This window comes from Phycisphaeraceae bacterium (genome assembly GCA_020639155.1).
Lineage (GTDB): Bacteria > Planctomycetota > Phycisphaerae > Phycisphaerales > UBA1924 > JACKHF01.
Genome location: JACKHF010000001.1, coordinates 2424192 through 2437123, shown reverse-complemented (window position 1 = coordinate 2437123; position 12932 = coordinate 2424192). Strand labels below are relative to the sequence as shown.

The following is a 12932-nucleotide window of genomic DNA, read 5'->3' as shown; positions in this document are numbered from 1 at the left end:
CAGAGGGTTTGCGCAATGCTGGGCTGGATTGTTGAAAACACACTGCTTGCACTCGTACTTGTTGGTGTGTGTATTGCTGCTGGCAGGCTGGTCCGCTCGCGTCCCGCAGTACTCCACGTACTTTGGTTGCTGGTGATGGTCCGTCTCGTGCTTCCGCCTATCACAGTTGATGGCTGGCCTCCAAAACCGATCCGCGCCATTGCGAACCAAACCTACGACGCTGTCTCCGCTGGCAGCGACCAGTTGCTCGCGTTTCTTGTAAACGAACCCGCAGAGTTTGCGTTTTTTACACCGAAACAACATCAAACACCAGGCACAGTACTCCGACTTCCTGATCAAAGGGTTCAAGTTGAGTTGCTCTATGACGGCACTCCTGTCGCTGCGTCCAGTGAAGACACTCCCTATATCTTCCTTGAGGGTGAACAGAATGAATCCATAGTCGTCGATATAGACACAGACAATGTTGTGCATTCTGCTGCACAACCGGCAACACCAAGCTTCTTCTCGCGTATTCAAACAACACTGAGATCAATCCCGGTTACCTTCCTGCTGGTAACTGCCTGGATTCTTGGCGCTCTCGTTATCATCACACGCCAACTCCATTCTGCAAGAGCATGGTGCAAACATACCCGAACTAGTGTATCAACAACCTCTGTACCTCCACACCTGCGCGCACTTGCAAACGATATTGCCCGCTCGATGGGCATGCCGGAACCACGCCTGAAAGTCTGTGACACTATCGTGTCACCAATGGTGGTCGCGTTTGGCCGCGCCACTATCTACTGGCCAAGCATGCTAACGGACACACATGCCGTCAGGGATCATCGTGCTGCGCTCGCGCACGAACTTGCTCATCTCAAGCGTCGCGACCACTGGGTCGCATGGTTTGAGATCATTGCATTGTCGCTCTGCTGGTGGCATCCGTTGATGTGGTACGCTCGATCACAAATGCGCAAGCACGCTGAGCTCTCGTGCGATGCATGGGCAGTCTGGGTTGCACCTGCCGAACGTGGCAACTACGCAAGATCACTGCTCAGTTCTGTTGAGCGTTCTTCCGCATGTGTTCCAGCAATTGCGCTGGGACTATCCGATTGCAACCGACGGATGCTTGAGCGAAGGCTCCGCCAGATTATGGTTGAGAGAACCATTCGCAGCATCGGCCCAGTTGCAGCGTTGACAGCCGCAGTTGTTTTTGCCCCGCTGCTCCCCAGCCTTGCTGGCATGCCCTCTGCTTCACTGTTCTTCTCACCAAATCCGACACCAATTGCAACATACGATGCTGAAATCGCACAGGTTGTGCAGCGTGTGCGTGAACTCAAGCGCGCCGACAGCTACTACCAGGTCGGCAAGTGGAATCGTGCCGCCGAACTCTACCAGTCGTACCTCGACATGGTGAGCGCCGATGAGTCAGTGTCAAAGGAAGTGGTTGGAAAAGCCCAGAATCGTCTCGGCAATGCGCTGCTGTACTCCGGCCAGCCAGATCTCGCACGCGAGTGGTACGAAGCCCATCTGACAGCTGGCTATGCTCAGGAGCTTGCGCACTTCGGAATTGCATGCTGCGAGAGCAGTGTCGGTCACGCCGACGCAGCTGTAAAACGATTGCAATCTGCGATCATGTGTGGATTCCGCGATGTGGACAGATTCCGCACCGAACCATCACTTGCAAGCATCAGATATTCTCCGTCGTTCCAGATGGTCATGAGCAGCGTGTCCTCGCTCCACGACGGACTTGACGAGATCGAACGGTTCAAGCGAGAAGGCAACTTCCCTGCAGTTGGCGGGCTGTACAAGTCACTCACTGAAACAGCCCCCAACCATGGCGAACTCTGGAACGCATGGGCAACATTCCAGTTGGAGTTCAGAAACACGGAAGGCGCGCTCGAAAACTTCCAGCGCCAACTCAGTCTCGAATACAAGAAAGACGAAGCCCTCTATGGAATGGCTCACGCATTTGCTATCGCTGGCGACCTTGAATCCGCTGTAGACCACCTGCATCAGGCCATTGATGCAGGGTTTACGAACTACAGGCAGATCGTCACAAATCCAGACTTTGCCGAACTGAATGACAACGCCTCGTTCCAGCAGCTTGTCGAGCCCTTGCGCATACTTGCCAATCTTCGTGAGCATGCCAAGGAGGCCGTCATTGCAATGGAGTACGACGATGCTGTTGTAGTCCTGAATCAAATTCTGAGCGCCCAGCCACATACCACCTGGCCGCATGGCTGGGCAAACAACATGCTTGGAACAATCTACCTGAGCAAGGATAAGCCGGACACCGCCATCACGTTCCTGCTCAATCAGATCGAACTTGGATATGCGCAACATAACGCGACATACAACCTTGCATGTGCCTACGCCGCAAAGAAGGACATGGAACGCGCACTTTCGTACCTTGACGCGTCCGTTGATCTCGGATTCACCGACGTCGAACACATGTTGTCAGATGATGATCTCACGTATCTCAGATCAGATGCTCGCTTCCACCTTATCGCGCAGAAAATCACCGATCTCGAAGCGCTCAAACTGTTCGGTTCGGTGGACTGGGACGATCTGGAATCGAACGCACGCGAACGCCTCGATATTAACGCACGTGATGGACGTGCATGGCTGATGCTCGGGTGGTCGCAACTTCGCCACAGGAAACTGGAAGACGCGATCACATCATTCCAGAAGCAGTCAGAACTTGGGTTTGCGCCCAACATTGCTGTGTACAACATCGCCTGTGCCCACGCGCTCGCAGGTCGGGTGGATGAGGCCTTCCCATACCTTGAGCAAGCAATCGACTCAGGCATGATGGACTACAAAACATTTTCAACAGATGCCGATCTGTGGTCGTTGCGGGCCGATCCCAGATTCGAGAAACTGCTTGAGAAGTGCCGCAAAGCAAACGGTGGCGATGTTCCACGGATTCAGGTCCGCAACGCCGATTCACCATCACTCGCACATCGTTGGAGTCTGTCGAACTTGATTCTCTAAGACTTCCTCTCAACTCCCTTCCATTCTCCGATCAACCGCCAGACCATGTCAGGACACGGCAGAAGCCCGATCCGTTATGCCCTGCTACCATCCCCTTCACGCCTGTCGATTCCTGGGCAGGCTGATGAGGGGGTCTTGTTCCGGGATTCCGGCTGCCTTTTTGGATCAGAAGGAGTGTGTATGGTTCTGCTGCATCGCCGTGTTGGTCGTATCGGTGTGCTGATTGCTTCACTCACAGCAACAGTGATCTGCACATCTGGAGCACTTGCTCAGAGCGCAATCACGCAAGTCAACGCACTCTACAGCACAATAACCGAAGCGAACCGAAGCGATACGGTCCTGCTCCCAGCGATTGCAAAGATGACACCCCCGCCGGCAGGTGCCTTCACAGACCAGATCGGTGCAAGCATTATCAACGAGCAGTCGTCCTCATGGCCCGCGCTGACAGCGTGGGCCGGTGAGCCTGAGCAGATTGCAGCACTCGAAGCGCTTCGCAATGCAACAACAGAAAAAGCGAGAGGTGTGTCACGAGCATTCGGTCTTCGATACGGTGCAAGCGAAACATCACCCGAAAACGTCTCTAGCGGTCTCTTTGTGGAACTCGGTGACCCACCTCTGCTCGGTCGCGCAGATTTCCTTTACCTGAATGGAATCTCAAAGCTGAGAGATCTGACAAACATCGAAGCGACGCGCCTTCTCGTCGAGGGTGAACCCGCAAAGTCACTGGATCTCATGCTGAATCTCGCCTCGCTCGGGCGCCAGTTGATGGATCGCGAGTTTCCAGCGGAAGCCGCATACGGCTACCAACTCTCCATCGATGCAATCAGGCGCATGCGAGACATCGTCTACGTTGACTTTGTCAGCGGCCAACCAAAGCTCTCGCCCGTTGATCTTGTCAAAGTGATACGCACACTCGAACCAAAGAGCGACTTCATGCGGTTTGACAGACTCGGTTTCCCCCGAGGACCTGAATACGCATCAAAGCAGATCATCGACCAGACATTTGGTCCAAACCCAGGGGACAAGCCAACTGAAGCGTTCGCCACGATGGTGGCACAACTCTCGACAGGCGGACACCCACTCCGAATGTTCGGTGAAGTCGCACACGCACGTGCAGCCGCACAGAGCCACGCTGATCGCTACGACTCGGATGACTACGCCAAGCGCGCACAGGACGATTTCTCGCTTCGCTGGAGACTAAGCAATAACGATGCCCAGTTGCTTCAGGCACTGTTTGTGGATTCAATCGATCCAACCCGATTTGCCGTCGTGAGACTCGTCTACAACGAGCACGCACGGAAACTTCGCGAACTCCGGCAGATGCTCGAAACCGAACTTGTCGGGACACAGATTGCCCTCGGTATTGTCAGCTTCCACCTCCAGAACAACTCCTATCCAAGATCGCTCGCTGCAATACGTCCCAAATATGTCCAAGAAATTGCGAACGATCCGTTCAGCCGCGAAGCAAGCACCGGGGCACAACCGTGGTTCGGATACTTTGTACCAAAGCTCATCAACGTGCGTGATCTGGGAGTGCGAGAAGAAGCCCAACCCCACACCATCAATGTTGTCATGCAGTCACAACAGAACTTCTCACTCCTGATCGATTCTGATCAGTTCGTGCTGTATTCCACCGGCCCCGACGGAAAGCTTGATCGCGCTCACAATGTCCGTGAAGATGCGACAGAAAACTTCCCCGGTGACTATCTCGTCTGGCCTTCGGTGACATCGTTGTACAGGCGTCACTTGCAGGAATCTGGTCTCATCAAATAAGCGTCCACATCAAGAGGAAAACCCTGATTGTGGGTTGCCATTGCGCGATGTCTGATACGGGCAGGAGGCTGCATTGTCACAAAGCAACGTTCATAAGGTTGTCATCATTGGCTCAGGGCCTGCAGGCTGGACCGCTGCAATTTACGCAGCGCGAGCACAGCTTGAGCCCGTTGTCTACACCGGTATCCCCAAGTCAACACCCGCGTTAATGATGCCGGGGGGGCAGTTGATGCTCACTACAGATGTCGAGAACTACCCAGGCTTTCCCGATGGCGTTGCTGGTCCTGAGATGATGGCAATGTTCCAGTCTCAGGCAGAACGCTTCGGCACAAAGGTGTTCCAAGACGATATCGTCACCTGCGATTTTTCGCAGCGTCCGTTCAAACTCACACTTGCACAGGGTGGCGAGATATTTGCACACTCCGTCATTGTCGCAACTGGCGCAACAGCAAACTGGCTCGGTCTTGAAAACGAGATGCGTTTGGCACAATCCGGCGGCGGCGTCTCCGCGTGTGCTGTGTGCGATGGAGCCATGCCGATGTTCCGCAACCAGCCGCTCGCTGTCATCGGCGGTGGCGATACCGCAATGGAAGAGGCAACGTATCTCACCAAGTTTGCTTCCACTGTCTACGTCATCCATCGCCGCGATGAGCTTCGAGCATCGAAGGTCATGCAGAAGCGCTTCATGGAAAAACCGAACGCGGAAGTCATCTGGAACAAGGTGGTTGTCGATGTACTGGGCGACAAGAAGATAGAGGCTGTCAGTCTCAAGGACACAAAGACCGGTGAACTGTCGACGCTGAATGTCAGTGGTCTCTTTGTTGCGATCGGACATACGCCAACCACAGCGTTCCTGAAGGAGTCTGGTCTTGACTTTGACGAGACAGGATACATCGTCCTGAAATCTCGCTCAAGCAAGACAAACATTGAAGGCGTGTTCGCTGCAGGAGATGTCGCTGATTCAAAGTATCGTCAGGCAGTCACCGCCGCCGGCATGGGATGCCAGGCAGCAATCGATGCCGAACACTGGCTCGCAGCTCAGAATCTCGCCTGAACTCTCGAATCCAGCACGCGGTGATCACGCGGGGCTCGGAAGTATCCCGTTTCCAGCATCGGCTTCCGGTTCCGCTTCGGTTGACGGCGTCGGCTTTGATGGTGTGTTTGCCTTGTTTGTGTCTGCACGCAGCAGATCGCTGATTGTTGGCTTGTCGAGTTCCTCGCCACGCATCAGTCGATGTACCTCATCAGCAGACAACGTTTCGTACCGCAAAAGCGCCTGAGCAACACGCTCTACCTTCTGCCAGTTGTCAGTGATCAGGCGCTCTGCATCTGCATAGGCCTCGTCGACGATGCGGCGAACTTCCTCATCGATAATCCGCGCGGTCTCATCTGAATACTCACGCTCGGGAAGGAATGATTCACGAGAATCGGATCCTGCATAGCGCACAAATCCGAGTCGCTCGCTCATGCCCCATTCAAGAATCATGGTCCGTGCGATACCGGTCACCTGCTGGATATCCATTGAGGCGCCACTGGATACGTCATGCATCGCCCGCTGCTCAGCAATACGACCGCCGCACAGCACGCGCATCGTGGAACGCAGCCATTTCAGACTGAATCCCATCCGATCGCGTTCGGGCAGGCTGAAGGTCGCACCTCCAGCGTCGCCGCGAGGAATGATCGTGACTTTGTGCAGCGGATCGCCATCGGGCAGCAGGCATTGCAGCACCGCGTGTCCAGCTTCGTGGTACGCAACGAGCTTGTTCTCATCCTTCTCACGCACACGACTCTTCTTGGCACGACCAAACCGAACTTTGTCGCGAGCTTCCTCAAGATCCTCGTGCTCGATAAACTCCTTGTCGCTCATTGTGGCAATGATCGCAGCTTCATTGATAATTGCGGCTAGATCTGCACCAGAGAACATCGGTGTGCCACGGGCAATCTTTTCAAGATCCACGTCGGGCCCAAGCTTCACTTTCTTCGTGTGAACCCGCAGAATCTCAAGTCTGCCCTTCACGTCCGGCAGCGACACCGAGATCTGACGATCGAATCGTCCGGGGCGCACAAGCGCCGGATCGAGCACATCAGGCCTGTTTGTCGCAGCGATCACAATCACACCGTCTGCGGGCTGGAACCCATCCATCTCAACGAGAATCGCGTTGAGCGTCTGCTCGCGCTCGTCGTGACCGCCCATGGAATACCCGCTCCCGCGGCGACGGCCAACGGCGTCAATCTCGTCAAGGAACACAATGCACGGCGCACTTTCCTTGGCCTGACGGAAAAGATCACGCACACGCGATGCACCAACACCAACAAACATTTCTACAAAGTCGGAGCCGGAGATCGTAAAGAACGGCACATCCGCCTCACCTGCAATTGCTTTCGCAAGCAATGTCTTGCCACATCCTGGGGGCCCGGAGAGCAGCACACCGCGCGGAATACGCCCGCCGAGTTTGGTGAACTTCTTCGGTCTGCGGAGAAACTCGATAATCTCAGCAACTTCTTCTTCAGCTTCATCCACACCAGCAACATCCTTGAATGTCACGCCAGTCATTTCCTTGCTCATGACACGGTGCCGGCTCTTACCGAAGTTACCCAGCATGCCGCCGCCCATGGATGCACTGCGCAGACCGCGTGTCACCATCCAGAAGATCAGCAGAAGGAACACGATCGGGAACAGCCACGGGAGAACGTTCGTCCATGCCGACGGCGGTTTGGTTTTGTATTGCTGGTTTGTCACTTCCGAGACAAACTTTACAATCTCTTCCTGTGAAGCCGCGTTGATCGGAATATATACCTTGGCAGCATCGCCATCAGGCCCACTCTTGCGGATCGCAACCACCATGTCGGGCTTGATGATGACTGAGTCTGATTCAATTTGTCGACTCTCCCACAGCGTCCTGAACTCTGCGGGTGAGATCTCCTTGCCTGTACGCGCACTTGAAAGCACAACAAACACACCAAGGATCAGGACAAGCAGCACAACAAGGCCGAACATGCCGCGACTTGGTGGCGCGGTTGTCGCCCGCTGCCCGCTCTCCTTTGTCCCTCGAGACTCTGCATTCTTGCGAGAATCCACAGGTGCTTCAGCATCCGGCTTGGCTTCAGACGATTTCATGCGCGGTTGTGTCATGCGCGAATCAACTCCCTCGGTCACTTCAATACAAACAATGCTGTGAAGCACAAAGTTCTGATGCTCAGGGCACCGGTTTGGGGACTTGCCCACTCCGGACACGCCAGCACCGGTCTGGTCATCGGACCAGCAAGCACCCCCGCTGCAACCTCAACACAACAGGTTGTTGGGTTATGCCCATCACACTTGCATTGCGAACTACATGCCATATCGTCAAGCGTATGCATGCAGACAGGATCGCCCACAAATGCCCGATTCTGGCCCCTCACGACCGTTCTACGTCACCAATCGGCTCGAAGTTCCCCGACAATCGCTGATGCGAGTTCCTGCACTGCTCCAAGCCTGCCAATATCGATTCGCTCACCGACACGCCGCGATGGAATAAACGTTTCCGCGGCAATAAAGGAGCGTCTGGACACGCGCACTTGACCAGATCGCTGGTCACGCCACGTAAACTCCGTAACCAGGCGGACTGCCATCTCCTGCACCATGCCAGTCTCGCGGCCAGTGGTCAGTGGCACAAGATCCTCACGAGTAATCACACCCTGAAGCACAGTATCAGCGGTTTCGGGAGAGGCAATTCGCCATGGCGTACGGAGTTGTATCTCCTTGTTCAATGCGTCAGCAAGCATCACTTCAGTGCCACGAGAGAACGTCTGATTCTCAAAGAGTTCAACAGCAACTGTTTGGACATCGGTCGCATGAGCCGAGCCTGGTTCGTATCCGAACGGCCGGTTGATATTGGTGCAACCCAAAGAAGCACACACGACAAGCACACCGATGCACACGTGTCCGCACAATCCAAAGAAACTGCGACGCATCAGGAACCTCCAGGAGTCGCAGGTGGTGTTGCATTGCCAGCATCACCAGACGATGAAGACGCTGGCTGGGTCTCCTGCTGTTCAGAACCCGATTCACCCGAGTCGTTATGCGTTTCAACGGGTGCGGGCTGAGAAGTCTCAGAGGCCTTGCCAACCGACCATCCATTCTTCTCTAATAGAGAGTAAGCCTCCTGAGCCGAAAGCGTGCCGGGATACTGCCTGACAACCCGCCGGAGCATGAGTCTCGCAGCAGGCTTGTCATTCTGCGAAAGATACCACTTCGCTGTATACAACTTTTCTGATGCAAGAGATTCATCAATACGAGCAATCCGCGCGTCATTCAGGCCCGCCTGCTCAGCATCGTTCGGATATTCCTCCTGAAAGACCTGAATGAGCTCTCTCGCTTCGCGAAGCCCAGAGGCGTCATAGGCTGGCCCTTTATAACTCGCTGCATTGGCATCCACCTGCCGACGCATCGCAAGATTGCGATCCTGACTCCGCGGAAACAGTCGCAGGAAGACGCGGTACGTCTCGGTCACCATATCAAGCTCACGCTGCCTGAAGTAATAGTCGCCGAGCTCAAGCAGCGCCCGCTCCTGCATCGTGCTTCCCGGCATGCGCTCGGCAATCTGAAACAGCAAGCGTTCACCATCACGAGTCGCGGAAAAAACCCGAAGACCAAGCCACCTGCGTTTCATCCCATGCAGATACTGCGATGCGATCTCAAACTCACGCTCAAGCACCGTCACAAACTCATCAGATGCGATAAAGTTTCGCGCGACTGTTTCGTAGTCAAACAACGCACGATACTCCGCGCCTGTCGCTGCCTTGGCATCGCCTCGCAGCCGATACGCGGTGGGCAGATACGGCGAAGCGCCAAACTTGTTCTTACTGATCCAGCTGTTCAATACACGCAACGCGACGGATGGATTTCCCTCAGCGAGAAGGTGCTCAGCATTGGCAATCACTGCCTCATCCGTGCCCTCCACAGGCGCCTGCGACTCCTGCCAGGCGCCGTCTGAATCAAGGGTAAACTCGGTCTGCTGTGCCCGAACCAGCACAGAGCATCCCAGAACGGCAAGCAGGAGCGAAACGATCACTGGGCTTATCGGGCGGATTCGATACGTCTGCATTCTGGAAGTCTAGGTGGAAACACGACACAGAGTTGTCAGGATTGCAACCGCTCAGACGACTGACAGCGTATAGAAAAAAGACGACGCCGCCTGGTGCAGCGGCGCCGTCGTGGCGTTGCGGTTGAATCACGAAGATCCAACTCGCGGGCGGAAGCTTGTGCTGCAGATCTTCTCCCGGATCTGCGGTGCAAGAACCCGCCTTCTTGTTCTGCTGCGCTTGAAACTCAAGCTGCAGGTACGTCCAGAAACCAACAAGGCGGGAAGCGAGTTTATCGTCTCCGACGGCTGGCGAGCAACCCAAACCCACCCATCAGGATTCCCACACCCGGCGATGGGACCAGTGTGTATTCAAACTCGTACTCAGCAATGAGCATGTTCGTCCCAAGACCTGCAAGAATTAGAGCATGGTTGATATCGGTGCCATTCCAGCCTGACGAGAACAATGAAGTAAGGTCATGAACGTCAAATGACTGCCCGCCATTACTGCTCGTAAAAACCGTCACTGTCACAAGATTCAGGTCCTGCAGATACTGTGTAAAGTTGACAGGATCAGTCGCTCCAACGCGCCAGTTGAGGTAGTTTGCTGGCAAACCGTTCACCGTAGTGCCAGCAGGGAGCATGTCTGAGTTGTCGCTTGATTGCCAGATAACCTGCACTGTGTTGGTCGTGGTACCGACAAACTCGTCCCATTGTGCATGGATCTCGCCAGTTCCCTTGGAGTTATCACCAAGACTGGTAGCTCCAGCCCCCCTCGTGACAAGCACATCGCCACCAGTGTTAATAAACGATGTATTTGAAGATGAGGCGTACGCGTACAGGCCCAGCGACAAGGTATCGTTCGCGAGCACAGCGCCATTCCCGCTGTCTCCAGTCGAAACAAACCCTGTGGCACCGTAGCCAATAGGTCGGACAATCTCGGATCGATACACGTCAGCGCCCGCAACTCCAGCACATGCTGCAATAGCAATGGCACAAACACCGCGCAATAGATAATCTCTCACAACAAACCCCCTCTGCCAGCGATTACAAAATGCCAGCACAAGAAAATGTTGGCCTACCTACGACCTCATGCCGAGCTTTCGCCCGATGCAGATAGAACCGTTAAAACCAATCTACACCGACTTTTCCGTACGACCAGCAAAACCGGCACAAAGAGCCAGATTTGCAGAAATACTGGCCATATTGTATGTTATAGGACGATTTGATGCGCGTTATAGACGGGTTCCAGCCCAAAACCGTTGCAATCTGTCGTGATCCTGGACGATTCGGCTCGCATTCCAAGGCCCCGCAGACGCCATTTGCAGGCATGCCTCAGCAATCGGTGGCGTGATCTCCACTACTATCAACCCGCCCTGAACGAGGTGCTGTTCCGCACCCTCGATTACTGATCCAACACACTGCATCCCATTAGTCCCGCCTCGAAGCGCGATGGTCGGCTCATAGTCCTTCACGCGCGGTGCAACATGCTCCCATTCTGTATCCGTGATGTACGGCGGATTGCTCACCAGCACATCGAACAATGGTGTGCCCTCGGGCAGCGCCCTGTATAGATCACCCTGCAGCAATGTGACACGATCTCCAGCACCACACCGCTCAACATTCTCTCTGGCGAGCGAGAGCGCATCGGCATCAATATCGGTCGCAATGATCTGCACATCCGGACACTGCTTTGCTATTGCAATCGCGATACAGCCTGATCCAGTACACATATCAAGCACACGAGCCTGACGATCGAGTTCCAACGTGCGAATGTGATTGATCGCAATATCAACCAGTTGCTCAGTGCAAGGCCTCGGAATGAGCGCACGCTTGTCAACCTTCAGATCAACACCATAGAACGGCCAATGACCGACAAGGTACTGCACCGGTTCGTGCTTGAGTGCGCGTGCCACGAGTTCCCGAAGCTGCCCGCGTTCCTGCTCGTTTGCCGGCCGATCCTGATCCATCATCAGACGCAACCGATCGCACTTGAGCACATGACACAGCAGCGTCTCTGCACACAACCGCGCCGGCTCCACACCAGCCTTCTGGAATGCGCTGATCATCCACGACTGCAACTCGCGGCTGGTCCAGACCTTGGAAGCAGATGGTGTGGTCACGCATGCTCCATTGCGGCTTTGGCCTGCGCTACATCAGCGTCTTCAAGAGCAAACCATCCGTGCCCGTCATCATGTACGCGCACACACGGCTGACCGGGTTCGTGGTCGAGCACCAGCACCCAGTTGTGCTTTGCTGCCTCAGCGAGCAGCCACGACTTTGAGATCATGCTCGTGTACGGTTCAACGTCATACGCAAGGCTGTACGCTGCACCGCAATGCCAGCGCGTCGGCATCACATCAGGCGTAAAAACAATCGTGTTCCCAGCATCATCATCAAAGAGCACAGCCTGCTGACCCCACGTGTGTCCTGGTGTCTGGAGCACTCGCACCCCAGGCAGAACTTCTGTTGTCCGATGCATTGCGGAAAGTCGTGGCTTCATGTCACGATCGATCGGAAGGCCCGCCGGAAACGGCCTGTGCGAGTCATGCAGGACCACCTGCGTCTCGATCGGCTCTAGATGATCGCGGTAATACGTCCGCGTCATCACGCTTCGGTTCGCGATTGCATCATCCCACTCGCGTTGCTGCGTATGCACACGCGCATTCGGAAATGATCGCTTCACGTTGATCTCGGCTCCATCAGACCCCGGCCCAACCCAGTCCGGCGACTCGTTATCTTTGCACAATCGTGTCAAACCGCCAGCATGATCAAAGTGCAGATGCGACACGACGACATCCGTGATGGACTCGCACGCCACACCGATCTCCGCGAGCGCATCACCCACCCACCGGTCCTGCAATGCGAAGATCTTCCGCATCTTCGCGTCGAGTTTGTTTCCTGTACCCGTCTCGATGAGTACGCGATGCGTATTCCCATCGGCATCCGTGTTTTCCGCGTAGATGCAGTTGTGCTGAAGTTGCACGCGATGCCGATCATCGATTGGGACCGACTTCTCCCACACAACGCGCGGGATCAGCCCCATCATCGAACCCGCATCGAGACTGAATCGTCCCGCGCGAAGAAGCTGCCATCTGAAACCTGTCATGGGCAAGTCTA

General features: G+C 55.1%; 9 protein-coding genes. 3 read left to right on the top strand and 6 right to left on the bottom strand.

The window, feature by feature from the left end; all coding sequences use genetic code 11:
* The first annotated feature begins 15 nt into the window (after positions 1-15).
* The 3 genes from H6815_10275 (at position 16) to trxB (ending at position 5803) form a co-directional block, all read left to right on the top strand.
* Positions 16-2976, top strand: coding sequence for a tetratricopeptide repeat protein (locus H6815_10275; GenBank protein MCB9860825.1), 2961 nt, complete (start codon positions 16-18; stop codon positions 2974-2976).
* 180 nt (positions 2977-3156) lie between these two features.
* Positions 3157-4749: a hypothetical protein gene (locus H6815_10270; protein ID MCB9860824.1), complete on the top strand. Its 1593-nt coding sequence runs from the start codon at positions 3157-3159 to the stop codon at positions 4747-4749.
* Between the two features lie 73 nt (positions 4750-4822).
* Positions 4823-5803 carry a thioredoxin-disulfide reductase gene (gene trxB / locus H6815_10265; protein MCB9860823.1) on the top strand — a complete coding sequence of 327 codons (981 nt, stop codon included), beginning with the start codon at positions 4823-4825 and terminating at the stop codon, positions 5801-5803.
* A 24-nt stretch (positions 5804-5827) separates the two neighbouring features.
* On the opposite strand, the gene hflB is transcribed toward trxB, so the two are convergent.
* The 6 genes from hflB to H6815_10235 all read right to left on the bottom strand — a co-directional run bounded on the left by hflB (position 5828) and on the right by H6815_10235 (position 12921).
* Positions 5828-7747, bottom strand: a complete 1920-nt coding sequence (gene hflB, locus H6815_10260) for an ATP-dependent zinc metalloprotease FtsH (protein ID MCB9860822.1) — start codon at positions 7745-7747, stop codon at positions 5828-5830.
* A gap of 416 nt (positions 7748-8163) precedes the next feature.
* Positions 8164-8703 carry a hypothetical protein gene (locus H6815_10255; GenBank protein ID MCB9860821.1) on the bottom strand — a complete coding sequence of 180 codons (540 nt, stop codon included), beginning with the start codon at positions 8701-8703 and terminating at the stop codon, positions 8164-8166.
* Positions 8703-9836, bottom strand: coding sequence for an outer membrane protein assembly factor BamD (gene bamD, locus H6815_10250; GenBank protein ID MCB9860820.1), 1134 nt, complete (start codon positions 9834-9836; stop codon positions 8703-8705). The genes H6815_10255 and bamD overlap by 1 nt, the downstream gene beginning before the upstream one ends.
* Before the next feature lie 269 nt (positions 9837-10105).
* Complete coding sequence (locus H6815_10245; GenBank protein ID MCB9860819.1) at positions 10106-10837, bottom strand: hypothetical protein; 732 nt, start codon at positions 10835-10837, stop codon at positions 10106-10108.
* Positions 10838-11047: 210 nt separating this feature from the next.
* A complete protein-coding gene (gene prmC / locus H6815_10240; GenBank protein MCB9860818.1) occupies positions 11048-11935 on the bottom strand; it encodes a peptide chain release factor N(5)-glutamine methyltransferase in 888 nt (295 codons plus the stop codon).
* Entirely contained in the window at positions 11932-12921 is a 990-nt protein-coding gene (locus H6815_10235) for an MBL fold metallo-hydrolase (protein MCB9860817.1), read from the bottom strand. Before H6815_10235 ends, prmC begins: the two co-directional genes overlap by 4 nt.
* Positions 12922-12932 lie beyond the last annotated feature (11 nt).

Excerpts from the sequence above, each read along its gene's own strand:
- H6815_10275 (MCB9860825.1), top strand. The coding sequence starts at position 16 with ATGCTGGGCTGGATTGTTGAAAACACACTGCTTGCACTCGTACTTGTT.
- H6815_10270 (MCB9860824.1), top strand. The coding sequence starts at position 3,157 with ATGGTTCTGCTGCATCGCCGTGTTGGTCGTATCGGTGTGCTGATTGCT.
- hflB (MCB9860822.1), bottom strand. The coding sequence starts at position 7,747 with ATGTTCGGCCTTGTTGTGCTGCTTGTCCTGATCCTTGGTGTGTTTGTT.
- H6815_10255 (MCB9860821.1), bottom strand. The coding sequence starts at position 8,703 with ATGCGTCGCAGTTTCTTTGGATTGTGCGGACACGTGTGCATCGGTGTG.
- bamD (MCB9860820.1), bottom strand. The coding sequence starts at position 9,836 with ATGCAGACGTATCGAATCCGCCCGATAAGCCCAGTGATCGTTTCGCTC.
- H6815_10235 (MCB9860817.1), bottom strand. The coding sequence starts at position 12,921 with ATGACAGGTTTCAGATGGCAGCTTCTTCGCGCGGGACGATTCAGTCTC.